Consider the following 22,686-nt stretch of genomic DNA (forward strand, 5'->3'; position numbering starts at 1 on the left):
CGGCGGCCCAGAAGGCCGCTGAAACAGCACAACCGCGATCCCACAAGGAGACACCGATGTCCGTCCTGCCCGCTGACCTGGTCGAAACGACCGGAGTGAACCTGCCGCACGAAACGCTGCACGTCGTGAAGGGGAGGCGGAGCGGACTGACCATCAGTGTCGCCGTGCACTCCACCGTCCTCGGCCCTGCCCTCGGCGGATGTCGAGTCTGGACGTACGACTCCTGGGCGGAGGCCGTCGCGGACTCCCTCCGTCTCGCCGAGGGGATGACCCTCAAGAACGCCGCGGCCGGCCTCAACCGCGGCGGGGGCAAGACGGTCGTCTACCTTCCACGCGGGACGGTGCTCACGAACGAGCAGCGTTACGAGCTGATGCTCGACCTCGGCGACGCCGTCGAGAGCCTCGGCGGGGCGTACATGACCGCTGAGGACGTCGGAACGTCGGCGGAGGACATGTCGATCGTCGCGTCGCGCACCGAGCACGTGTGCGGCTTGCCGTCGTCGGAGGGCGGCGTCGGCGAACCGAGCGACGCGACCGCCGCCGGCGTGTACGCGGGCCTCCTCTCGACGCTCGAGCGCGCGGTCGGCACCCGCTCGGTGGCGGGTCGTCGCGTCACGGTCCTCGGCCTCGGCCATGTCGGTTCGATCATCGCGATGCGCCTGGCGAGCGAGGGCGCCGTGCTGACTGTCACCGACGTCAACCCGGCGAAGCGGGCGCTGGCGGATGCGCTGGGCGCGCGTTGGGTCGAGCCCGCTGAGGCGCACACGGTCGAGGGCGACCTGTTCGTCCCCGCCGGTGTCGGGGGAGTCCTCACGGATGCCGTGATCGACGAGCTGCGTGTCAAGGCCGTCGTCGGACCAGCGAACAACCAGCTGGCGCACCGCTCTGGCGCCGAGCGTCTGGCTGCCCGCGGCATCCTCTGGGCGCCTGACTTCGTGGTGAATGCCGGTGGAGTGATCTTCCTGTCGATGATGAACGAAGACGCCCCGTCTGCTGAGGCGACGCAGGAGCGCGTCGAGCGCATCGGCGACACCGTCACGGAGATCTTCACCGTCGCGGAGCAGCGGGGGATCACCACGCTTGACGCCGCGGAGGAGATCGCTCTCGCTCGCCTGCGCGAACCAGCGAACGCATAGAAACGCTCCGATAGGGTTGGGTCCCATGACGACTTCGTGGGGCCGCCGGCTCATCGCTTCCGTTTCCGCTGCCGTCGCGGTGGGCGCAATTGCGTTCATCGCGGCGACGTTCGTTCTGGTGACGGCCAACCAGCTGAGCGCCGCAGCGCTCGGAGGCATGACGCCATACGTGATCTACAACGCGCTGGTCGCGCTGGTGCTCACCTTCGCCGCAGCACTGCTCGGCGGACTCGCGCGCCGCTGGGTCGCGGTCGTCACGGGTATCGTCATCGCGCTGGTGAGCACGCTGATCGGCACACTGGTGCTGTTCACCACCCTGAACGTGGGCTTCAGCGCCGCTGCGTGGGCCCAGGTCTTCCAGTCGTACATCGGCCTGAACCTGCCGTTCTGGCTGGCGGTCGCCATCGTGGTCCCGACCGCGGGATACGCCGTGTACAACGCGCTCGACGACGGCTCGCTGTTCGGGGCCGGCACCAAGATCGCGCTGGTGCGCATCCCGGCCACGAACCTGGCCGACGGCCTGGTGACCCACATCGACCGTGAGGCGATCGACGCCGAGCTCGCCGACAAGCAGTGGGATGCGTACGTCGCCGCCCTCTCTCAGGCCGGTTGGCAGACCGTCGAGGTCACCAGCGCCGACACCCTCGCAGACTCCGTGTTCGTCGAGGACACCGCCATCGTCTTCGGCGACACCGCCGTCATCAGCCTCCCCGGCGCCGACTCCCGCCGCGCGGAGACGCCGGGCACCGAGGCGGCGCTGCGCGCTCAGGGCCTGCACATCGAACGCATCGAGGAGCCGGGCACGCTCGACGGGGGCGACGTCCTCAAGGTCGGGTCGACGGTCTACGTGGGCCGCGGCGGACGCACGAACGCAGAGGGCATCCGTCAGCTGCGCGCACTGGTCGCGCCCCTCGGTTACACCGTCGTCGGCGTCCCGGTGACCAAGGCGTTGCACCTCAAGACCGCCGTGACCGCTCTGCCGGACGGCACCGTGATCGGCTACGAGCCCCTCGTCGACAACACCAGCGTGTTCGAGCGCTTCCTGCCGGTTCCGGAGGCGCACGGCACGGCCGTCGTCGTCCTCGCCGAGGACACGGTGCTCATGTCGTCGTCGGCTCCCGGGTCCGTCGCGCTCGTCGAGAGCCTTGGATACACGGTGGTTCAGGTCGACATCAGCGAGTTCGAGAAGCTCGAGGGATGCGTGACCTGCCTCTCGATCCGCATCCGGTAGTCGCGCCAGTCAACGACTTTTCCTTCCCCTCTTGTGGTTTTGCTGTGAGCGGTCATAGGCTGTAGGGCTGCCTAGGCGGCATTTACGTGAACGCATCGGGCTAGGGAGGACGCCATGACAACGACAGAGAACACACGAACCAAGACCGGGTTCGGACTCGTCGCCGCCGTCGCTTATGCGTCCCCGGAGCCAGCCCCCGCCTGGTAGGTCCCAGGCGAGAAGTGCTTCCCGGCTGACCGTCGTCGGCACGTCGCGCGGACCATCCCTGGTTCGCGGAGTCCACCTCCCGGTGGAACGCTCTCTTTGACGACCTCTCAGCACGCTCAGAATCGGGTCAACGATCGACCCTCGAAGCAATCACTACAAGAAAACGGATTCATAATGTCTGTCGCTGAAACCAATCAGCACCCACCCCAAAAAGAAACGAAAGCACGGGTCGGCACTGTGCGGACACTGCTGCGCATCCTGCCGTTCGCGAAGTCGGCTGCCCCGCGCATCCTGCTCGGCATGGTCGCCGCCCTTCTCGCCAGCCTCGTCGCGCTGAGCATCCCCCAGGTGCTCCGCGGGCTGGTCGACGGCCCGCTGTCGACGGGCGATTCGAGTGCTGTGTGGCCCGCCGCGCTGCTCGTGGTCGGCCTCGGTGCGGCCGAAGCCGTGTTCATCTCGCTTCGCCGCTGGTTCGTGCTGACCCCTGGCACGCACGTCGAGGCGAAGATGCGCAACGGCCTGTACGAGAAGCTGCAAGACCTGCCTGTCGGATTCCACGACCGCTGGCCAAGCGGTCAGTTGCTGTCGCGCGCCGTCAGCGACCTCGGGTTGATCCGCCGCTGGCTGTCGTTCGGCATCGTGCTGCTCGTGGTCAACGTCGTCACGATCGTCGTCGGCTTCGGGATCCTGATCAGCTGGAACTGGATCCTCGGACTCATCTTCCTGGTCTGCTCGATCCCGCTGTGGATCTACGGGTTCATCTTCGAGGGCAAGTACTCGGTGATCGCCCGTCGCAGCCAGGACCAGGCAGGCGACCTGGCAACGGCTGTCGAGGAGTCGGTGCACGGCATCCGCGTCCTCAAGGCCTTCGGCCGGGGCAAGCACGCGCTCAAGCGCTTCGAGTCGCAGGCGGAAGAACTGCGCGGCACGGAGATCGAGAAGGCGAAGGCCATCGCGGGCATCTGGCTCTGGCTGCTGCTGGTTCCGGATGTGGCATTCGGCATCTGCCTGGTCGTCGGCGTGTGGCTCTCCGCGCAGGGTCAGCTGTCCGTCGGCGAGCTCGTTGCGTTCTTCGCGACGGCGACTGTGCTGCGGTTCCCCGTCGAGTCGATCGGCTTCCTGCTCTCGATGACGTTCGACACCCGCACGGCTGCCGACCGCTTCTTCGAGGTGATGGACGAGATCAACGCGATCGAGGACCCTGCGTCGCCGAAGAAGATCGTCAACCCGCGTGGTGAGCTCGTCTTCGACGACGTGCACTTCCGCTACCAGGACTCGCCTGAGCGCTTCCCTGACCTGCTCGACGGAATCGACCTCACGGTCGAGCCGGGGGAGACGATGGCGCTGGTCGGCCTGACCGGATGCGGGAAGTCGACGCTGACGGCGCTGACCACCCGTCTTTACGACGTGACCGGCGGTTCGGTGCGCGTCGACGGCGTGGATGTGCGCGACCTCACCAGGTACGACCTGCGGAAGAGCATCGCGATGGCGTTCGAGGACGCCACGCTGTTCTCCGCGTCGGTCAGGGAGAACGTGCTGCTCGGCCGCGACGACCTCGACCCGGATTCGGCAGAGGCGGAACGCGTGCTCGCCGAGGCGGTCGAGATCGCCCAGGCCGGCTTCGTCTACGACCTCCCGGAGGGCGTGGAGACGAAGGTCGGCGAGGAGGGGCTCAGCCTCTCCGGCGGCCAGCGTCAGCGCTTGGCGCTGGCGCGCGCCGTCGCAGCCAACCCGTCCATCCTGGTGCTCGACGACCCGCTGTCCGCGCTCGACGTGGACACCGAGGCACTCGTCGAGGCCGCGCTCCGGCGCGTCCTCGCTGCCACCACGGCGCTCGTCGTCGCTCACCGTCCATCGACGGTGATGCTCGCCGACCGGGTCGCCCTGCTGGAGAACGGCCGCATCACGGCGGTCGGCACCCATCACGAGCTCTTGGAGACGAACGAGCACTACAAGTTCGTCATCTCGAGCCTCGAAGACGACGAGAACGAAGAGATCCTTCAGGAGGTGAACCTGTGAGCACCGCATCCGTGGTGGGAGTCGAAGGCGAAGAGCGCAACGATTTCACGAAAGAGGAGAGCAAGCAGATCCGCAAGCGCTCGCTGCGCCTGCTCGGCTCGCTGATGCGTCCGCTGCGCCTGCGGCTGATCCTGACGGCTGCGGTCGTCGTGGTCAGCACCGCAGGTCAGGTGGCTGGACCCGCGATCATCGCCTTCGGTATCGACAACGGCCTGCCCGCCCTCCTCAAGGAGGATTGGTTCCCGTTGGCCGCAGCCGGTATCGCGTACCTGTTCACCGGCATCATCGGTGCCGTCTTGATCGCCTGGTACACGGTGCTGAGCGCTCGGATCAGTCAGGCCATCCTGATCGACCTGCGCAAGCGGGTGTTCCTGCACACGCAGAAGCTCTCGCTCGAGTTCCACGAGTCGTACACGTCCGGCAGGATCATCTCCCGCCAGACGAGCGACCTCGACTCGATTCGCGAACTGCTCGACTCCGGCATCAATCAGCTCGTGCAGGGCTTCCTGTACATGCTGTTCATCGCCATCGCGCTGTTCACCCTCGACTGGGTGAGCGGTGTGGTGCTGCTGTGCTCGCTGGTGCCGCTGTACTTCCTGACGCGCTGGTTCCAGAAGCGCTCGCAGTCGCTGTTCCGCATCTCGCGGGTGGCGTCGGCGAAGCTGATCGTGCAGTTCGTCGAGACGATGACGGGCATCCGCGCCGTCAAGGCGTTCCGCAAGGAGAAGCGCAACGAGAAGGAGTTCGGCGGTCTCGTCGAGGACTACCGCGACGTCAACGCCCGCGTCATCCAGCTGTTCGGAATCTTCGATCCGGGACTCGTGATGATCGGCAACGTCACCGTGGGTGTCGTGCTGCTCGTCGGCGGCTTCCGGGTCGCAGACGGTCAGCTCGCCATCGGTGTGCTGCTCGCAACGCTGCTCTACACCCGCCGGTTCTTCGACCCGATGGAGGAGATGGCGATGTTCTACAACTCCTACCAGTCGGCAGCGGCGGCGTTGGAGAAGATCTCGGGCGTGCTGGAGGAGGAACCGTCGGTTCCCGATCCTGTCCAGGCGGTCGACCTGTGGGATGCGGACGGCCACGTCCACTTCGACGGTGTCACGTTCGCATACAAGAGGGACAGGGTGATCCTGCCCAACTTCAGCCTGGACATCCCGGCGGGGCAGACGATCGCACTCGTGGGCTCGACCGGCGCGGGCAAGTCGACGCTGGCGAAGCTGATCTCGCGGTTCTACGACCCGAGTGACGGCTCCGTCACGCTCGACGGCGTCGACCTGCGCGATCTGCATCCGAAGGATCTGCGCAGGGCGATCGTGATGGTGACGCAGGAGGCGTACCTGTTCAGTGGGTCCGTCGCCGACAACATCGCGCTCGGCAAGCCGGATGCGACGCGAGACGAGATCGTCTCCGCTGCGCGGGCGGTCGGCGCCGACGAGTTCATCGAGGGTCTGCCGAACGGCTACGACACCGACGTGAACAAGCGTGGTGGCCGGGTCTCGGCCGGTCAGCGGCAGTTGATCTCGTTCGCGAGGGCGTTCCTCGCCAACCCGGCCGTGCTCATCCTGGACGAGGCGACGAGCTCGCTCGACATCCCGAGCGAGCGACTGGTCCAGGAGGCGCTGCAGACGCTGCTCGCCGACCGGACCGCCGTCATCATCGCCCACCGTCTGTCGACGGTCGCGATCGCCGACAGGGTGCTGGTGATGGAGCACGGCGCAATCGTCGAAGACGGGACGCCGGCGGACCTCATCGCGGGAACGGGACGGTTCGCACAGCTGCACGCCGCCTGGCGCGACTCGCTGGTGTGATCGCGCGGTTCTGAGCGGGTGCCGAAAGGGCGGCCGGGTCGAAAGACCCGGCCGCCCTTTCGGCTGTGCGGCGCCGGTTACTTGGACGTGACGCCGAAGGTGAGCGGGACGGAGCTCGTCAGACTGTCCCAGCTGACGTTGGCCGATCCGACCACCGTCATGCCGGAGAGTGCGGCGGGGATCTGGCCGGTGTATGCCGTGGATGGGCGCTTGCTCGTTCCGGAGAGCACGACGTAGAGGTCGGTGTCGTACGGCAGTCTGTCGATCGTGTACGAGCCGAGGAGCGACGGCGTCTTCACGCTGGAGACGACCGTTCCGTCGGCTGTGTAGACCGTGAGGGTCACTGCCTCTGCAAGGTCGAACGTGTCCTTCTTGCCGTTGCCGTTGCTGTCGTTGAACACCGTTCCGGTGATGCTGACGGGCTTGCGGATTCCGAACAGGAAGTCGTTCGTCTTCGCGAGCGTGAGGCCGGTCAGCGACCAGCCCTGACCGCGACGGTCGACAGCGGCGAAGTGCATCGCCGGGACGGCGTCGACGAGCTGGGCGACCGCTCGAACGGTGCCGCCGACCGCGACGCCCGCGGAGAACTCTCCACCGAGGAATCCGTCGAGGTCTGCGGAGTCGATGGTGTTCGCAACCGTCGAGAGGACGGTCGCGAGCTTCTTGATGTACTCGTTGTCCGGTGTCGTGCTGATGTCGGAGGTCATCAGGAGCGACGGGTCGTCGAGAAGCGCGGCGGGGTCGCCGGAGCTGATGACGTCGATGAGCGCTGTGATGCGCGACGTGTTCTTGAGTGCGTCACCGATCGTCAGGTTGAACGGGGAGCGCATCATCACGTACGCGCCCGCGTCCAGGCCGGAGAATGAGATCGGGGCGCCCTTGGACGAGGTGCGGAAGTGGATCGCGTCGCCGATGTCCAGGTTGCCGCTGATGGCGCCCGCGACGGCGGTTCCCACGTCGAGGTCGCCGATGCTGCCGCTGTCGACCATCTCGATCGTCTTCGCCACGTCGATGAGGATGATGGTCTGATCGTTCAGGTTCGACTCCGAGGCGTCTTTGACGCCGTTGCCGTTCAGGTCGGCGAACACGGTGGCGGTCAGCGCACCGGTCGGCGATGCCGAGATGTCGGCCGTCCCGATCAGAGCGATGCCTCCGACAGTGACGGGAACGACGGCGGCGCCGGCCACGTCGGCGGAGACGTAGTACGTTCCGCCGGTCAGGGCGCTGGCGCGGTAGACACCGAGGGCACTGGTGGTGGTCGTGGTCACCGGGGCCCTTCGTGCCTGTGCGTCCTCGGCCGAGCTGTACACGGACACCGTCGCGTTCGGCAGGAGGGGTTCGCCGAAGGACAGGGTGCCGTCGGCGTTAGCGTCGGCGAAGACCGATCCGGCGATGGTGTAGATCGACGGCGCGGAAATGGTGGCCGGTGCGAATCCGGCGGTCGGGATGACCACGGCGGCAGCGGTCGCTACGGCGATGGTGGTTCTCTGCAAATATTTCACATGACAAAAGCGTAGAGAAAAAACTCCTGATGGGCAATTCACAGAGAAATTCAAGGTCTCAGCGGTGGTATTTCGTACGTGAGTAATCGTATACTCGATATGCATGGCGCGCTCCTGAACTGCTCCATGCACTTCAATCCCGACTGGAAGTGCCCCACACCATGACCGCGCTCGAACAGCGGCGGACGTTTCCGCCATCCACCCGCCACTCAGCCAACGCACGGTTGGTGGCTCCTCGCAGAGGTCTGTGGATCACCGACTCTCTGATCGTGGCGGTCGCCGTTCACGTCGCCCAGCTCTTCCGTTTCACCTCGAATGCGAGTGTGCTCACCGTCGAAGGCGTCGCCCTCGACTACTTCGTGGTGTCCGCGGCGCTGGTGATCGTCTGGCTGGGCTCCCTGATCGCCTTCCACTCGTACGACCCGCGAATCATGGGCGTCGGCGACGACGAGTACCGCAGAGTGCTGCTTTCGAGTCTCTCGGCGTTCGGCGCGACAGCGATCATCGCGTTCATGTTCCAGATCGACATCGCGCGCGGCTATCTGGTGATCGCGCTCCCGCTCGGTGCGCTCGCCCTCTGTGTGAACCGAAAGCTCTGGAGGCGGTGGCTCGCGAGGCGACGTGCAGACGGAGCGTACCTTTCGCCGGTGCTTCTCGTCGGCAGCATCGACGACGTCGCGTTCACCGCAGAAGCGCTGCGCGCAGCCCCGAGTGCCGGATTCACAGCCGCGGCGGTCGCGACGGACGCGGAGGCGTCGCTGCGCGGAGTGAACCCGTGGCTCCCTCCCCGGGTTTCCGGGATCGAGGGTGCGGCGGAGGCGGCGGCCCGGTTAGGCGTCGACGCCGTCGTCATCGCAGGAGAGCTGCCGGGGGGCCGGATGGCTGTTCGCACGCTCGGTTGGGATCTGGAGCGTGTCGGCATCGAACTGGTCGTGTCGTCGCCGCTCGTCGGCGTCGATCAGCTGCGCGTCCGTCATCGGCCGGTCGACACCCTTCCCCTCATGCACGTCGGCCTCCCGGAGTACTTCGGCGCCCGCAGGTCGATCAAGCGCGTGTTCGACGCCATCGCCGCCGCCGTCGGACTGATCGTGCTCCTGCCGGTGTTCGCGGTGATCGCCTGTTTGATCAGAGCGGAGGATCACGGACCCGTCTTCTTCAGACAGACGCGGGTCGGCCACAACGGCTCGACGTTCTCGATCGTCAAGTTCCGCACCATGAATGTCCGAGCGGAAGCCATGAAGGCCGACCTCGTCGAGCAGAACGAGGGTTCAGGGCCCCTCTTCAAGCTCAAGGAGGACCCGCGGGTCACCCCCGTCGGCCGTGTGCTCCGCCGATTCTCCCTCGATGAGCTGCCACAGCTCTGGAACGTCCTCGTCGGCGACATGAGTCTGGTCGGACCCCGTCCGGCCCTCCCCGACGAGACCAGTGAATACGAACGCCACGAAGATCGTCGGCTACTCGTCCGCCCTGGGATCACGGGACTGTGGCAGGTGAGCGGACGCTCCGACCTCTCCTGGGAGAAGGGCGTCGGGCTCGACCTCGACTACGTCGAGAACTGGACGCTGTTCCGCGACCTCGTCATCCTCGTCCGCACAGCGTCGGCGGTCTTCCGCTCGCACGGTGCGTACTGAACGCGCCGCCTCCGGCGGCACTCACCTGAAACACCAGATAGGAACACCATGAAGCACCTCATCCGACGGACCGCCGTCGTCGCCTCGATCGCACTGGCCGCTGCCGCACTCGCCGGCTGTGCCGAGGCAAGCACGCCCACGTCGAGCACCACGCCGAAGCCGACAGCGACCTCGACTCCGTCGACGATCGACCCGAGTGACCTGCCGGAGATCCCTAAGGCCGACGCAGCCTGCACAGACGGCACGGCGACGATCACGGAGAACAACGAGGATGTGACCATCCCCGGTGACTGCGCGACCGTGATCGTGAACGCGTCCAACACGCTGGTGACCGTCGGCGCCGTGCAGACGCTGACCGTCAACGGCTCGATCAACAAGGTCACCGCGACGTCGATCGAGTCGGTCGTGTTCACGGCAGACGGCAACATCGTCGAGTCGGGCACCGAGCCGAAGGTCGACGACCAGGGCAAGTCCAACGAGGTCAACGTCGGGTAGCACCGCACACGCAGAAGTTCCGGTGGGGGAGGCGGCGTTTGCCGCATCCCCCACCGCCGTTCGCGGCGGGAGAGGGGTTGAAGTTCAGCCCGTCGTCGACCCGGTCGAGGTTCCGCGCTGGGCGCTCCGGAGGATGCGGTGCCCGCTCTGTGCGACCGCGCGGAAGAAGGGGAAGCGAAGCAGCGGATGCGGCGGCTGGTCGCCATCGACCAGGATCGCGACCTCCGCTCCGGCATCGATGCACTCGCTCGCGGTGAACGGGTCGACATCGCGTTCGACCGTCCCGCCGATGATCGTGATGCATCCGGCGGTCACGGCCTGCCCCGCCGAAGCGGTGATCGTGATCCGGGAGCTTCCCGGAGCGATGATCGCGCGGATCGCCCTCGCCAGTTCGACGCGTTCGCCCGGTCGTCTGGCCGCGCGACCGGGGAAGCCGTCGCCGAGGTCGAGGACGTCGAAGCGTGCCCCCGTCGCCGCCTGGACGTCGGCGATCACACCGGCCGTTCGTGCGATGGCGGCCACGTAGTCCGAGCAGGTCGCGCCGGGTCCCGCGCTCAGCGAGAATCCCGCAATGCGCACGCCGATTCCCGCGGCGTCTCTGACGAGGCGGTGCGCATCCCGTGCTGCCACCCCGCGCGGCGCAGCGTGCGCAGCCCGCGGGGGAGTGTGCGGCTGCAACCGTACGACGAGGTCGAGATCATGCGGTGCGGACGCGAATTTCTCCACGTCCGCCGGTCCGTCGACGACGAACCGGCGGACGCCGGCGTTGTACGCGGCGAGCACCTCGTGCGGGTGCGTCTCCGCCGTCGCATGGAGCACCCGCCGCAGATCCGCCTGCGACGCGGTCAGCGCTGCGAGCGCTCCGTCGTGCGCCGCGACGAACGAGCCGCCGGAGTCCGCAACGGCGGCGATGAGCGCGGGATGCGCGAGCGCGCTGACGTCATAGTGGACGTCGACACTCGGGAACGCGGCCCGGAGAGCACGATACTGCCGCGCGGCGCGGGAGACGTCGATCACGACCAGCGGAAGGCCGTGCCGCGCCACGAGCTCGTCGACGTCGAGGCCATCCTCGACGGCGACGCTCTCGATGGCGACGCGCATGTCCATGTTCGCCCCCGCAGCCTGCGGCGCACCTTCGGGTGATGCGCCGTTCGGCCGTGCGGGTCGGGTTGCGGTGAACATGGCCTTTCTCCTCGCTCTGTGTGCCGGCCAGTGGGAGCCGCTCGTCGGGTCGAGCGGCATCCCTCGGTTCTGGTCGGCGTCTTCACATGCTGGCCCTGGCCGGGTTGGCCCGCATCCGGGGGGCCACCCCATTCGTTTGCGTGGAGGCACGGATGCGTCACAGGGGCCGGTTCGGCGATGATTGTCGGCATGTGCCTCCGTGTTGTGATCGTCGACGACCACGCGCGTTTCCGTGCCCAGGCGGCCGAGCTGCTGAAGCTTGAGAAGTTCGCGGTCGTCGGGGATGCGGGGACGGGGGCTCTCGGCGTTGAGCTGAGCCGCAGGCTGAACCCCGATCTGGTGCTGCTCGACATCGCGCTGCCCGACACGAACGGCTTCGAACTGGTGTCGGCGATGCACGCGACAGGGGCAGCCGTCGTGCTCACTTCCAGTCGTTCCGTCCGTGACTACGGGCGCCGGGTCGCCGACAGCGGCGCCGAAGGGTTCATCAGCAAAGAAGAGCTGACCGGCGAGGCGATTCGCAGCCTGCTAAGGTAAGCGCGTGGTCGCGGGAAACAGCATCGAGACGCGCTCGTTGCGCGTCGCCGTCGCCGATGACGCGGTACTTCTCCGCGAAGGGATCGGGCAGATTCTGCGCGCCGGTGGACTGGACATCGTCGCGTCCGTCGACACCGCTGAAGAACTTCTCGCCGTGGTCGACGGTGACGACGACATCGATGCCGTCGTGCTCGATATCAAGATGCCGCCGACGCACACCGACGAGGGGCTTCGAGCGCTGGAGCAGCTGCGTGCCTCCGGGTCTCAGGTGGGCGTCCTGCTGCTGTCGATGTACACGACGGCCTCGTACGCGATCCGTGCGATGAGCGCGGGCAGCGGCACCGGATACCTGCTGAAAGATCGCGTCGCCGACGCGGAAACCCTGGTGAACGCCGTGCGGAGCGTCGCAGCAGGCGGCTCCGTCGTCGACCCGGAGGTCGTGCAGCTGCTCGTGTCTGCGCGGTCGGCCGGGGTGGCGCTCGACACGCTGTCGTCCCGCGAGCGGGACGTCATCCGGCTGATGGCGGAGGGCAAGTCGAACGCCGGGATCGCGACCGACCTCCACCTCAGCCTGCGCACCGTGGAGTCGCACATCGGCCACATCATGTCGAAGCTCGACGTCGAGGACTCCGCGGAGGGTCACCGCCGTGTGCTCGCCGTGCTGCGCTTTCTCGGCCGGGACGTCTGAGGCAGAGGCCGTCCCGCATGAGGGCCGCGCGCATCTGGCTCCGTTCACTCGCCGTCGTCCTCGCTGTCGCGGCGAACGTACTCGCGCAGGTGGGGAGCGCACTCACCGGCGACTACGGACCGAGGCCACAGGGACTCGGCTGGGCGATCGTGTTCGTGCTGGTCGCGCTCGTCTACGCCGGATGCGCGATCGTCGCGTGGAAGGTGGTGCGCAGCCCCATCGCCGGGTGGCTGATGGTGGGCGCATCCCTGTTCTGGGCGGCGGGCGCGTGGTATCCGCTCGTGAGGGACATCGGCTGGCTCTGGCCGCTGGTGGCCGGTGTCACCGACCTGTGGGCCGTGCTGGTGGGCATCCTGGTGCTGTCGTATCCGACGGGCAGGATCGTGTCCCGCTTCGACCGCTGGCTCGTCATCGCCGTCTCCAGCGCCTTCCTCATCCGGTTCGTCGGCGTCCTGCTGTTCTCGTCGCCGTCCGAGGCCTCATGCGGCTGCGTCACGAACGTGTACGCGGTCGTCCCGAGCGAAGACGCCGACTTCTGGTTCGGGGTCGGCTGGCGGGTTGCAGGGTTGACGCTGCTGCTCACGGTCGCCGTCCGGCTCGCGATGCGCTGGTTCCAGTCGACGCTGCCCGCCAGGAGGGTCGCGTTCGTGATGCCCCTGGCGCTGCTGCTCTGGTGCTACGGAACGGTGCAGGACTCGGTCAGCTTCACCCTCGGCTGGAACAGCGGGTGGCTCCAGTTCGTGCCTCCCATCGCGATCGCCCTCATCCCTCCCTCCTACGTCGGCGGCGTGCTCTACGCCCGCGGCCTGCGCTCGCGCGTCGCCGATCTCGTGATCGTCGCCCGCGACAAGGTCGACAGGTCGCTGTGGGAGTCGAGTCTTGCGCGCACCCTGCACGACAGCTCGTTGCGCGTGTACTGGTGGGACGAGCACCTGGAGGGCTTCGAGACGAGCGACGGAGAGCGCATGGCGGACGGCGGAGGCCCGCAGCGGCCGGGTCGCTCGACCCTCACGATCGACTCCGACCAGGGTCCGATCGCGCTCATCGAGCACGATGTCGCGCTGAGTCAGGACGACAGGCTGCTGGATGCGGTCTCCTCGGCCCTCCTGCTGTCCGTCGACAACGACAGGCTCAGGCAGAAATTGGAGCGCACGCTGCAGGAGGTCCGCGAATCACGTCTCCGCATCGTCGAAGAGGGCTACCTCGCCAGGCGCCGGCTCGAACGCGACCTGCACGACGGGTCGCAGCAGCAGCTCGTCTCGCTCGCGATCAGCCTGCGGATCGCGACAGCCAAGGCAGAAGCAGCGGGGAGCACCGAGCTCGTCCGAGACCTGGAACGCGCATCCACCCAGTTGGGTGACGCGCTGCGCGAACTGCGCGAGCTGGCCAGGGGCATCCACCCGACGGTCCTCACCGACGGCGACCTCGGATCGGCCATCGACGAGCTCGCGAACCGCAGCCACTTGCCGGTGGAGGTCCACGTCGACATGCCGGAACGACTCTCGGACGTGATCGAGGAGACGATCTACTTCTGCGTCTCGGAGGGCCTCGCCAATGCGGCGAAGCACTCGATGGCCCGGAACTGCTCCGTGAGTGTGACCCGCACGGACGGCACCGTGACGGTCATCGTCAAGGACGACGGCCAGGGCGGGGCCCGTGTCGAACCGGGCGGAGGGCTCGGAGGCATCCGAGACAGGGTCGAAGCGGTCGACGGTCATGCCGACGTGCAATCCGTCGCCGGGCTCGGGACGATCATCGAGCTGACCATCCCGACTCCGCACACGGGAGTGGGGATCGCCTAGTTCTTCGGGGTGGACGCGTAGACCTGATCGCCGATCAGGAACGCCGACCAGCCGCCGGGGCAGCTCACGCCCTGGGCGGGGACTCCATCTACCGGCCACCAGCTGTCCTGCACGGTCGGCTTCGGGATGGGGGCCGCCTTCGTGCAGGTGCCGGGGGCGAAATGCGTCTTCGACGCGTAGGTGAGGATCGCTCCCTCACCCTTGGTGTCGTAGTCGACCCTGATGATCGTCGCGTCTTCCGGAATGAACGTCGGCGAGCCGTACGCAGCGGTCGACGACGCCTTGAACTCCTTGACGGAGTCGTAGATGGCCGAGTCCACGTGCGGCACGAATGCGGCGACCACAGAGCATCCGGTGAGGGTCACGGCGATGGCGGAAGCGGACACGGCGAGACCGACGAGACGAATACGGTGCACGGAGACTCCTGAAGGTGCGGGCAGACAGACTCCTCCAGTCAACACGATGAAACTGGAGAGTTCATCGGTCGTTGGGATGATCCTGCTATGGAGTGTACCGGGCGGTCTTCAGGTCGACTCTGTACGCGGTCGTCCCTCCGCCGAGCAGGGGAGTGCCCTCCGCCCGGTAGTACTGCAGTGCGATGTGCTCGTGATTCGCCGGTGGATGCCCGCTTGCGCGCACGACCCTCCACCACGGGTAATCGCTGCCGTAGTAGGCCATGATTTGGCCCACCATGCGCGCCGCCCGCGACCCGATGGAGGCGGCGACGTCGCCGTAAGTCATCACGCGACCGGGCGGAATGGACTCCACGACGGAGAGCACGCGCTCGACGAACGAATCCTGATCGCCCGAACCCGCGTCAGAGCCCGAACCCGCGTCAGAGCCCGAACCCGCGTCAGAGCCCGAACCCGCGTCAGAGTTCGAGGGCACCGACCGTCTCGCCGTACTGCGTCTCGCCGACGGGCTGGAAGCCGCTGCGGAGGAAGAACTGCTCAGGGCCGAGCTCGCCCTGCTCCCAGATCACGTAGAGGCGGGAGAGCCCACGGGCGCGTGCCTCGTCGGCGAGCGAGCGGACGGCGAACGTGCCGATTCCTCTGCCCTGGTCGTCCGCGTCCACGTTGATGCGCCAGAGGATCGCCTTGAATTCTTCGTGCTCGGCCTCCGGGTCGAAGTTGCCCATGATGAAGCCGACGACGTCCTCGCCGTCTGTGACGACGCGCTGCCACGAGGTCTGCGGGTTGGTCACCGCTGCCGCGGCCGAGTACGAGACGGGAGCGACGAACTGCTCCTGGCCCGGTTTCAGCGTGAGAGCGTTCGCCGCCACCACGTTCGACGCGCTCAACTCTTCAAGTCTCAACTCAGCCATATCGAAAGGGTAACGTGCGCGGGCGATACTGGCATAGTCGCGCATCCTGCCGATCCGCTGAGGGAATTTGTCTCGATGTCAAGATAGTTGCACGGCTCCGGTAAGCTGTCGACGGCTGAAAAACGGCACAGACCACAGGAGATCCATTGGACAAGATCAAGGTTGAAGGCACCGTCGTCGAACTCGACGGCGACGAGATGACTCGCATCATCTGGCAGGCGATCAAAGACTCCCTCATCCACCCGTACCTCGATGTGAACCTCGAGTACTACGACCTCGGCATCGAGAAGCGCGACGAGACGGACGATCAGATCACGATCGACGCCGCGAACGCCATCCTCAAGCACGGCGTCGGCGTCAAGTGCGCAACCATCACCCCCGACGAGGCCCGCGTCGAGGAGTTCGGCCTGAAGAAGATGTGGCGGAGCCCGAACGGCACCATCCGCAACATCCTCGGCGGCGTCGTCTTCCGCGAGCCGATCATCATCTCGAACATCCCGCGCCTGGTGCCCGGCTGGAACAAGCCCATCGTCATCGGCCGTCACGCCTTCGGCGACCAGTACCGCGCCACCGACTTCACCTTCGACGGCCCCGGAACGCTCACCATGAGCTTCCAGCCGGCCGACGGCGGCGAGGCCAAGTCGTTCGAGATCTACCAGGCGCCGGGCGCCGGTGTCGCGATGGGCATGTACAACCAGGATGCGTCCATCCGCGACTTCGCCCGTGCGTCGTTCAACTACGGTCTCGACCGTCAGTACCCGGTGTACCTTTCGACCAAGAACACCATCCTGAAGGCCTATGACGGCCGCTTCAAGGACCTCTTCCAGGAGGTCTTCGACGCCGAGTACAAGGAGAAGTTCGACGCGGCCGGTCTCACCTACGAGCACCGCCTGATCGACGACATGGTCGCCTCCAGCCTCAAGTGGGAGGGCGGCTACGTCTGGGCGTGCAAGAACTACGACGGCGACGTGCAGTCCGACACCGTCGCGCAGGGCTTCGGCTCGCTCGGCCTGATGACCAGTGTGCTGACCACGCCGGACGGCAAGGTCGTCGAGGCTGAGGCCGCACACGGCACGGTCACGCGCCACTACCGTCAGCACCAGCAGGGCAAGCCGACGTCGACCAACCCGATCGCCTCGATCTACGCCTGGACGCGCGGCCTCGCGCACCGCGGCAAGCTCGACGGCAACCAGGAGCTCATCGACTTCACGCACACTCTCGAGGACGTCGTCATCAAGACGGTCGAGTCGGGCAAGATGACGAAGGACCTCGCGCTCCTCGTCGGCCCGGAGCAGCCGTACCAGACCACCGAGGAGTTCCTCGCGACCCTCGGCGAGAACCTGAAGGCCCGCCTGGCCTAAGGTCCGAAAGCACGGCGAAGGCCCGGTGGATGCGTGCATCCACCGGGCCTTTCTGTATCGTGGTGTCGCGCTCAGCCATCGTGGGGGAGCGAAACCATCGAGGGGGAACCGTGGGAAAGAACGCACTCAGGTCGGCGCTGGTCGTCTCGGCCGTCGTCGCCGTGGCAGCACTGACCGGATGCACGTCAGGTCCGGCCCCGAGCGCCGCCCCGACAGCTTCGCCGACGAGGACCGCACAGGCGTCGACGCAGACGCACGATGAGGCCTGCGCCATCGTCACGGCCGGCTTGAAGGACGTCGCCACCCTGCAGGGCGAAGTGTCTGCAGACAACCCGGCCAAGTCGATCGAAGTCCTCGGCGAGGCCGACACGAAGGTCGCGGCCATCGACGCGAAGGTCACCAACGAGAAGGTCAAAGCGCTCACCAGCGATGCGGCGGCGTCGATCCACGCGTACTCGAAATACCTCAAGGGCGTCATGCAGAACCCGGCCAGCCTGGACGTGAACGAGATCACGGCGAAGGCACAGGCGCTGGCGGCCAAGTTCACGGCCGCGCAGAAGGAGTGCGCGTAGCGCGGCGCCCTCCCAAGTAATCGAGCCCAGACTTTCTCCCGGTTACGGTCGCGAACAGTGGGAGGAAGTCGGGGCTCGATTCAGGGTGTGCGCGACGATACGGGCCGGAGCAGGCGCTCGCGCTGGACAGGGTCGATGGCGACCGACGCCGCCGCGGCCGCCAAGCCGTAAGCGGCGTCCAGGAGAGCGGTGTCCGCGTGCGGGGTGGCCGCTGCTGCCGCGAATCCGGCCGTGTGGTGCACGGCGCCCGCAACGTCGAAGCCGATCATCGGGTGGATGCTCGGGATGACGTGGGAGACGTTGCCCATGTCCGTCGATCCAGAGGGCGGACCGTCGAGGTCGACTTCGCGCCCGACCTCGGCCAACGCAGCGGCGTATGCTCGGCCGAGGTCGGCATCCTGGCGCAGATCGGCGAACGGATGCCCGACAGGCTCGATGGACAGCGAGCATCCTGTCGCGAGCGCGCCGGCCTCGTAGCAACGCTGCACGCGCTCCCAGAGGTCGTCGAGCTGCTCTTTGCGGGGTGCGCGGAGTTCGATCCTCACGGTCGTGCGGGCGGGGATCACGTTGGGGGCGGTGCCGCCGTCCAGCACGATGGACGACACGATGACGTCGTTCGGCAGCTGCTGGCGGGCCAGCGCCGTCGCGGTCTGGGCGATCACGAGCGCGTCCAGGGCGTTGACGCCCTCGGTCGGGGCCGCAGCGGCGTGCGCAGCGCGACCGTGGAACGTCATGTCCCAGCACCCGAGCGCAAGGGAGGACGCACCGACGCTGTCCTCACCGGCGGCGTGCGCCATCATCGCGATGGCTGCGCCGTCGAAGAATCCGTCGTTCAGGAGGTCGACCTTACCGCCCCATGACTCTTCGGCGGGGGTGCCGAGCACGAGCACGGTGATGCCCATCCGGTCGGCGAGCGGTGCGAGAGCGACGGCGGCGCCGACGGCGGAGGCCGCGTTGACGTTATGCCCGCAGGCGTGACCGATCTCGGGGAGGGCGTCGTACTCGACGCAGATCGCCACGACGAACTCGCCCATCCCCGACGACGCAGCGAACGCGGTCGGCTGCGCCGGCTGCTCGCGCGCGAACGAGAAACCGGCGTCCCGCAGCACCTCCGTGATCCGACCGACCGAACGGAACTCCGCGCCGCCGAGTTCCGGATCGGCGTGGATGGCGTGGCTCAGACCGATCAGCGTGTCCCGGCTCGCCGCAATGGACGCCAGCACCTCGTCGCGGATGACGGTCTCGGTCTGTGTGCTCACGCCGGTACCTCCGAGCGGATCGTGCGGCGGGGGTACCGCAGGGCGACCACTCCGGCGAGGATCGCGGCCACGAGGAGGGTCAGCCAGATACCGACGATTCCTCCGAGCGCGATATGCCCGTCGGACGACACGAACGCCGTCGATAGGAGCTTGACGGCCGCAGCTCCGATGGCGATGCCGACGGACAGCGCCAGTTCGTTGAGCCCGGCCGCCGTCGCGGTCTCCTCGACAGGCACCCCCTCGACGCTCAGGGTGCGGGTCGCCGCCTGATAGGCGCCGATGCCGAGATAGAACACGCTGAAGCCCGCGATATACCCGGCGGCAGTGGCGTGCAGTGCCGCCATGACGACGAAGCCGAGGACGAGCACGCCGGCGGCGGTCGCCAGGGCCGCGCGCTCGCCCACCCGCTGCATGAAGCGCGGCAGTGCGAGCGACGAGGCGAACGCGAGCACGGACGTCGCCGCGAGGACGATGGCGATGTCCAGCGGGTTCATCCCGAACCCGTACGACGATGCAGCAGCGTCGGCGTGCAAGAAGATTCCGTTCGTCCCGAAGTAGCTGATGGAGGCGAAGCCGAACAAGAACGTCACGATGGTGACGGTGCGGACGCGGGGGATCGAAAGCATCCGCAGGTCGATGAACCGCGTGGCGTGCTCCCGCCGGTCGGCGCGCCACCACAGGACGAGGAGGGCGAGGCCGCCGATCCCGGTCACGAGGGTCAGCGGGGAGGTCCAGCCCCAGTCCCCGCCCATCGAGAGCGCTGTGACGAAGCCGATCAGCCCGAGCGTGCAGAGCACGAGGGGGAGAGCGGCGATGGGTTCTCGAGTACCCGCGAGCCCCCGGGGAAGGAAGAACGAGGCGACGAGACCGATGATGGCGAACGGAACAGCTACCCAGAACCCGAGCGTCGGGCGCTGTGCGCCGACGACGCCGGCGAGCAGGCCGCCGATCCCGACGGTGATCATCAATGTGCCGATCATCACGCCCACCCCGCTACGGGTCGCTGCGGCATCCGTCGCGCGCAGGATCCCCATCATCAGCGGGATGAACCCGACGACGCAGGTGAGCAGCACGACGCCGACCGTCACGGAGAGCAGCGTCGGCCACAGTGCCATCAGGAGAACGCCAGCCGCGACGATGGCGGCGGTTACGCGCAGGACGGGACGGCAGCCGAGGCTGTCACCGAGACGCGAGATCACCGGCGTCATCACGGCGAACGCCACCGACGAGATGAGGAACAGCCCGTTGATCGTCGGATCGTCGATCTTCAGCTCCGGACCGAGCGCGGGAAGGATCGGGTTGAGGTAGCCCTGGGTGATTCCAGAAAGGGCTTCGACGAGGGCCATCGCGACGATGACGCCGGTCATCGTCGTTCGGATGCGCGGCGTCGCTGTGGGCGGGGATGGAAGGGAAGACATGGCGCGGACTCCTTCGGTGGAGCGGGGGTGAACACGGCTCTGTGAACGGGCTTACGATATGCAGGGCCAAGGAAGTGCCGGACAGAATGCAGGAATCGGACATGAGCACAGGCTTGACGCAGGAATCCGCCGATCCTTCCGAGGTGGACCTCGCTGTGATCGGTGCACTCGAGGTGAACCCTCGCGCCGAGTGGCGTGCCGTCGGCGAGGCGCTGGACCTGGCACCGACCACGGTTGCACGTCGATGGTCGGCGCTGTCGGCCGAGGGCGACGTCTGGGTGACCGTCGCCCCTGGCCACACCTTCGTGGCCGACGCAGGCTGCGCCTTCCTATTCATCGCCGTCGATCCCCGTGAACTCGAACAGGCGATCGCGGCACTGTCCGTGCATCCTGTCTTCGCCACGATCTCGCGGATCACCGGCGAGTACGACCTCATGATCGACTGCTTCGCGGAGTCGCTGTCGTCGCTGCCCGATGCCGTGAGCACCGGGCTGGCGGCCGTCAAAGGCATCCAGCGCAAGGAGCTGCTCGTGACGACCCAGGTGCTGCGGCACGGCACGGAGTGGCGGTCCGGGGCGATCGCGCGTGATCAGGCGCTGAGCCTGCGTCCGGAGGACAGGAAGGCTCCGACCGGGCGGCGGCGCGTCGAGGCGAGACTCGTCGACGCTCTCACGCGCGACGGACGGATGACCTGGGAGCAGCTCGGCCTCGAACTGGGCCTCTCCTCCCAGACAGCGCGTCGGCACACCAACGCGCTCCTGGATCGCGGCGTCGCCACTCTCCGTTGCGACCGTGCGCGCCGGTTCGACGCCGCGCACAGGGAGGCATCTCTCGCGGTGAGCGTCCCCGCTCCGCGATTGTCCGAGGCCGCCCGGTTCGTCGCCGAGCAACGCTCGTGCCGGCTGAGCGCCGAGGTGATCGGCTCGTTCAACCTGCTGGCGACGCTGTGGGTGCGCGATCTCTCCGAGCTGCAGCGAGTCGAGGCGGACCTCGTTCTGCACATCCCAGATGCCGTTGTGCACCACCGCACGCTGTCGACGCGCACGGATAAACGGTTGGGCCACCTCCTGGATGCGGAGGGCCGGTCGGTCGGCGCGGTGCCGATCGAGTTCCCGTCGTTGTAATCGTTTGTTACGAGTGGGTAAACACGAAACGAAATGGCGTTGAAGACTTGCGCGTCTTTTGTTCGTAAGCTTTACTAACAAACATGAACACGTCGGATGTGCAGCGAAGCACCGCGGTCGGGACCGCGGATGGGGCTGCGCTGCCGACGCCGGCGGGCCGCGGATTCGCGCCGGGCCGGGCGCTCCGGCCGAGTGCCAAGGTCCTCCCGGAGCACGCCCGGACCCACAACCGTTCCTTGGTACTGCAGACGCTGTACCGTGCGGGGGAGCGCAGCCGCGCCGACATCGCCCGCGAGACCGGACTGACCCGCGTCACCGTCTCCGACCTCGTCGCCGAACTGCTGGCGGAGGGGCTCGTCGTCGAGCTCGGGCAGCGCGAGGCCGCACGCCCTGGCAAGCCCGCCGTGCTCCTCGACATCAACCGGAGCGCATACCAGATCGTCGGCGTCGACCTCAGCGACCACGCGATGTTCCGCGGCGCGGTCCTCGACATCGACGGCGGCATCCTCGACAGGGCGGACGTGCCTCTCGACGGCGCGACGGGCGAGGCGGCGTACGACAAGGTCGCGCAGCTGGTCGACCGGCTCGTCGCCGCGGCGACCGCCCCCATCCTGGGCATCGGCGTCGGGTCTCCGGTGTCGTCGACCTGAGCGGGACCGTGCTCACGGCGCCGAACCTCGGCTGGGTCGACGAGCGCGTTCAGCAGCGTCTGCACGAGCGCACCGGGCTTCCCGTGGTCGTCGCCAACGACGCGAATGTCGCCGTCCTCGCCGAGCACGGCTACGGCGACGCGGCGGGCGACCTCATGCTGATCACCGTCGGGCACGGCATCGGCGCGGGCCTCATCGTCGCCGGTGCGCTCGTCTACGGCAGCCGTTTCGCGGCAGGCGAGATCGGCCAGGTCATGGTCGGCACCGACCTGGGGCTGGAGACGACGTACAACCGCGACCAGGTGCTCGAGCACTGGCTCAGCGTTCCGCGACTGCAGGAGCGCATCAGCGAGGCCGAGGCGGCCGGATCGGATGCGACCCCCATCCTGCGAGAAGCGGGGCAACGCCTCGGAATCGCGCTCGCGCCTGTCGTCGGCGCGCTCAATCTGTCGGAGATCGTGCTCAGCGGCCCGACCCACCTGCTTGACGGCCCTCTCGCAGAGGCGACCGTCGACACGCTCCGGAACAGGACGATGGCAGAGAACCACGCCACGCTCACGCTCCGGATGACCACGCTCGGGCAGGACATCGTCCTGCGCGGCGCGGCCGTACTCGTCCTCTCCGGACAACTCGGGGTCTCGTAACACAGCACCGCCCGATCACGCACAACGACCCCAGCACCACGGTGTGGCAATCGCACACACTGACCACCCAAGAAAGCCCCATTCACTACGAAA

Annotated in this window: 19 protein-coding genes and 1 pseudogene; 13 read left to right on the top strand and 7 right to left on the bottom strand. The window is 67.4% G+C overall.

Annotation, left to right across the window (positions count from 1 at the left end; translation table 11 throughout):
* Positions 1–56: 56 nt before the first annotated feature.
* The 4 genes from AC37TH_RS09005 to AC37TH_RS09020 all read left to right on the top strand — a co-directional run bounded on the left by AC37TH_RS09005 (position 57) and on the right by AC37TH_RS09020 (position 6,404).
* Positions 57–1,136 carry a Glu/Leu/Phe/Val dehydrogenase family protein gene (locus AC37TH_RS09005; RefSeq protein ID WP_490764021.1) on the top strand — a complete coding sequence of 360 codons (1,080 nt, stop codon included), beginning with the start codon at positions 57–59 and terminating at the stop codon, positions 1,134–1,136.
* A 25-nt stretch (positions 1,137–1,161) separates the two neighbouring features.
* Positions 1,162–2,367 carry a dimethylargininase gene (gene ddaH / locus AC37TH_RS09010; RefSeq protein ID WP_490764022.1) on the top strand — a complete coding sequence of 402 codons (1,206 nt, stop codon included), beginning with the start codon at positions 1,162–1,164 and terminating at the stop codon, positions 2,365–2,367.
* A 381-nt stretch (positions 2,368–2,748) separates the two neighbouring features.
* Positions 2,749–4,593: an ABC transporter ATP-binding protein gene (locus tag AC37TH_RS09015; protein WP_490764023.1), complete on the top strand. Its 1,845-nt coding sequence runs from the start codon at positions 2,749–2,751 to the stop codon at positions 4,591–4,593.
* A complete protein-coding gene (locus tag AC37TH_RS09020; protein ID WP_490764024.1) occupies positions 4,590–6,404 on the top strand; it encodes an ABC transporter ATP-binding protein in 1,815 nt (604 codons plus the stop codon). Before AC37TH_RS09015 ends, AC37TH_RS09020 begins: the two co-directional genes overlap by 4 nt.
* Before the next feature lie 77 nt (positions 6,405–6,481).
* On the opposite strand, the gene AC37TH_RS09025 is transcribed toward AC37TH_RS09020, so the two are convergent.
* Positions 6,482–7,906: a hypothetical protein gene (locus AC37TH_RS09025; RefSeq protein WP_490764025.1), complete on the bottom strand. Its 1,425-nt coding sequence runs from the start codon at positions 7,904–7,906 to the stop codon at positions 6,482–6,484.
* Positions 7,907–8,133: 227 nt separating this feature from the next.
* Between AC37TH_RS09025 and AC37TH_RS09030 the strand changes: the two genes are divergently transcribed.
* Both AC37TH_RS09030 and AC37TH_RS09035 read left to right on the top strand, forming a co-directional pair.
* Entirely contained in the window at positions 8,134–9,537 is a 1,404-nt protein-coding gene (locus tag AC37TH_RS09030; RefSeq protein ID WP_490764026.1) for a sugar transferase, read from the top strand.
* A 48-nt stretch (positions 9,538–9,585) separates the two neighbouring features.
* Complete coding sequence (locus tag AC37TH_RS09035) at positions 9,586–10,032, top strand: DUF3060 domain-containing protein (RefSeq protein ID WP_490764027.1); 447 nt, start codon at positions 9,586–9,588, stop codon at positions 10,030–10,032.
* A gap of 84 nt (positions 10,033–10,116) precedes the next feature.
* On the opposite strand, the gene AC37TH_RS09040 is transcribed toward AC37TH_RS09035, so the two are convergent.
* Positions 10,117–11,214, bottom strand: coding sequence for a type III PLP-dependent enzyme domain-containing protein (locus tag AC37TH_RS09040; RefSeq protein ID WP_490764028.1), 1,098 nt, complete (start codon positions 11,212–11,214; stop codon positions 10,117–10,119).
* A 204-nt stretch (positions 11,215–11,418) separates the two neighbouring features.
* Here AC37TH_RS09040 and AC37TH_RS09045 point away from each other — a divergent pair, with 204 nt between their 5' ends.
* Genes AC37TH_RS09045 through AC37TH_RS09055 form a run of 3 tightly spaced genes read left to right on the top strand, consistent with a single transcriptional unit; the run spans position 11,419 to position 14,241 of the window.
* Positions 11,419–11,751 carry a response regulator transcription factor gene (locus tag AC37TH_RS09045; protein WP_490764029.1) on the top strand — a complete coding sequence of 111 codons (333 nt, stop codon included), beginning with the start codon at positions 11,419–11,421 and terminating at the stop codon, positions 11,749–11,751.
* A gap of 4 nt (positions 11,752–11,755) precedes the next feature.
* A complete protein-coding gene (locus AC37TH_RS09050; protein WP_490764030.1) occupies positions 11,756–12,439 on the top strand; it encodes a LuxR C-terminal-related transcriptional regulator in 684 nt (227 codons plus the stop codon).
* Between the two features lie 17 nt (positions 12,440–12,456).
* The gene (locus tag AC37TH_RS09055; RefSeq protein ID WP_490764031.1) at positions 12,457–14,241 is read left to right on the top strand and encodes a sensor histidine kinase; all 1,785 of its coding nucleotides are present in this window, start codon (positions 12,457–12,459) and stop codon (positions 14,239–14,241) included.
* On the opposite strand, the gene AC37TH_RS09060 is transcribed toward AC37TH_RS09055, so the two are convergent.
* From AC37TH_RS09060 to AC37TH_RS09070, 3 genes are all read right to left on the bottom strand, one after another.
* Positions 14,238–14,657 carry a hypothetical protein gene (locus tag AC37TH_RS09060; RefSeq protein WP_490764032.1) on the bottom strand — a complete coding sequence of 140 codons (420 nt, stop codon included), beginning with the start codon at positions 14,655–14,657 and terminating at the stop codon, positions 14,238–14,240. The genes AC37TH_RS09055 and AC37TH_RS09060 overlap by 4 nt on opposite strands.
* An 85-nt stretch (positions 14,658–14,742) precedes the next feature.
* Complete coding sequence (locus AC37TH_RS09065; protein WP_490764033.1) at positions 14,743–15,129, bottom strand: MGMT family protein; 387 nt, start codon at positions 15,127–15,129, stop codon at positions 14,743–14,745.
* The gene (locus AC37TH_RS09070) at positions 15,113–15,565 is read right to left on the bottom strand and encodes a GNAT family N-acetyltransferase (RefSeq protein ID WP_490764034.1); all 453 of its coding nucleotides are present in this window, start codon (positions 15,563–15,565) and stop codon (positions 15,113–15,115) included. The genes AC37TH_RS09065 and AC37TH_RS09070 overlap by 17 nt, the downstream gene beginning before the upstream one ends.
* 146 nt (positions 15,566–15,711) lie before the next feature.
* Between AC37TH_RS09070 and AC37TH_RS09075 the strand changes: the two genes are divergently transcribed.
* Together AC37TH_RS09075 and AC37TH_RS09080 are read left to right on the top strand one after the other, a co-directional pair.
* Positions 15,712–16,926, top strand: a complete 1,215-nt coding sequence (locus AC37TH_RS09075) for an NADP-dependent isocitrate dehydrogenase (protein ID WP_490764035.1) — start codon at positions 15,712–15,714, stop codon at positions 16,924–16,926.
* Positions 16,927–17,036: 110 nt separating this feature from the next.
* Positions 17,037–17,498 carry a hypothetical protein gene (locus AC37TH_RS09080; protein WP_490764036.1) on the top strand — a complete coding sequence of 154 codons (462 nt, stop codon included), beginning with the start codon at positions 17,037–17,039 and terminating at the stop codon, positions 17,496–17,498.
* Positions 17,499–17,578: 80 nt separating this feature from the next.
* On the opposite strand, the gene AC37TH_RS09085 is transcribed toward AC37TH_RS09080, so the two are convergent.
* A complete protein-coding gene (locus tag AC37TH_RS09085) occupies positions 17,579–18,757 on the bottom strand; it encodes an amidohydrolase (protein ID WP_490764037.1) in 1,179 nt (392 codons plus the stop codon).
* Positions 18,754–20,175, bottom strand: coding sequence for an MFS transporter (locus AC37TH_RS09090; RefSeq protein ID WP_490764038.1), 1,422 nt, complete (start codon positions 20,173–20,175; stop codon positions 18,754–18,756). Before AC37TH_RS09090 ends, AC37TH_RS09085 begins: the two co-directional genes overlap by 4 nt.
* Before the next feature lie 101 nt (positions 20,176–20,276).
* Here AC37TH_RS09090 and AC37TH_RS09095 point away from each other — a divergent pair, with 101 nt between their 5' ends.
* Both AC37TH_RS09095 and AC37TH_RS09100 read left to right on the top strand, forming a co-directional pair.
* Entirely contained in the window at positions 20,277–21,299 is a 1,023-nt protein-coding gene (locus AC37TH_RS09095) for an Lrp/AsnC family transcriptional regulator (protein WP_490764039.1), read from the top strand.
* Positions 21,300–21,382: 83 nt separating this feature from the next.
* Positions 21,383–22,593: pseudogene (locus tag AC37TH_RS09100) on the top strand (ROK family transcriptional regulator).
* The last annotated feature ends 93 nt before the right edge of the window (positions 22,594–22,686 follow it).

Source organism: Leifsonia sp. McL0627, from assembly GCF_058244615.1.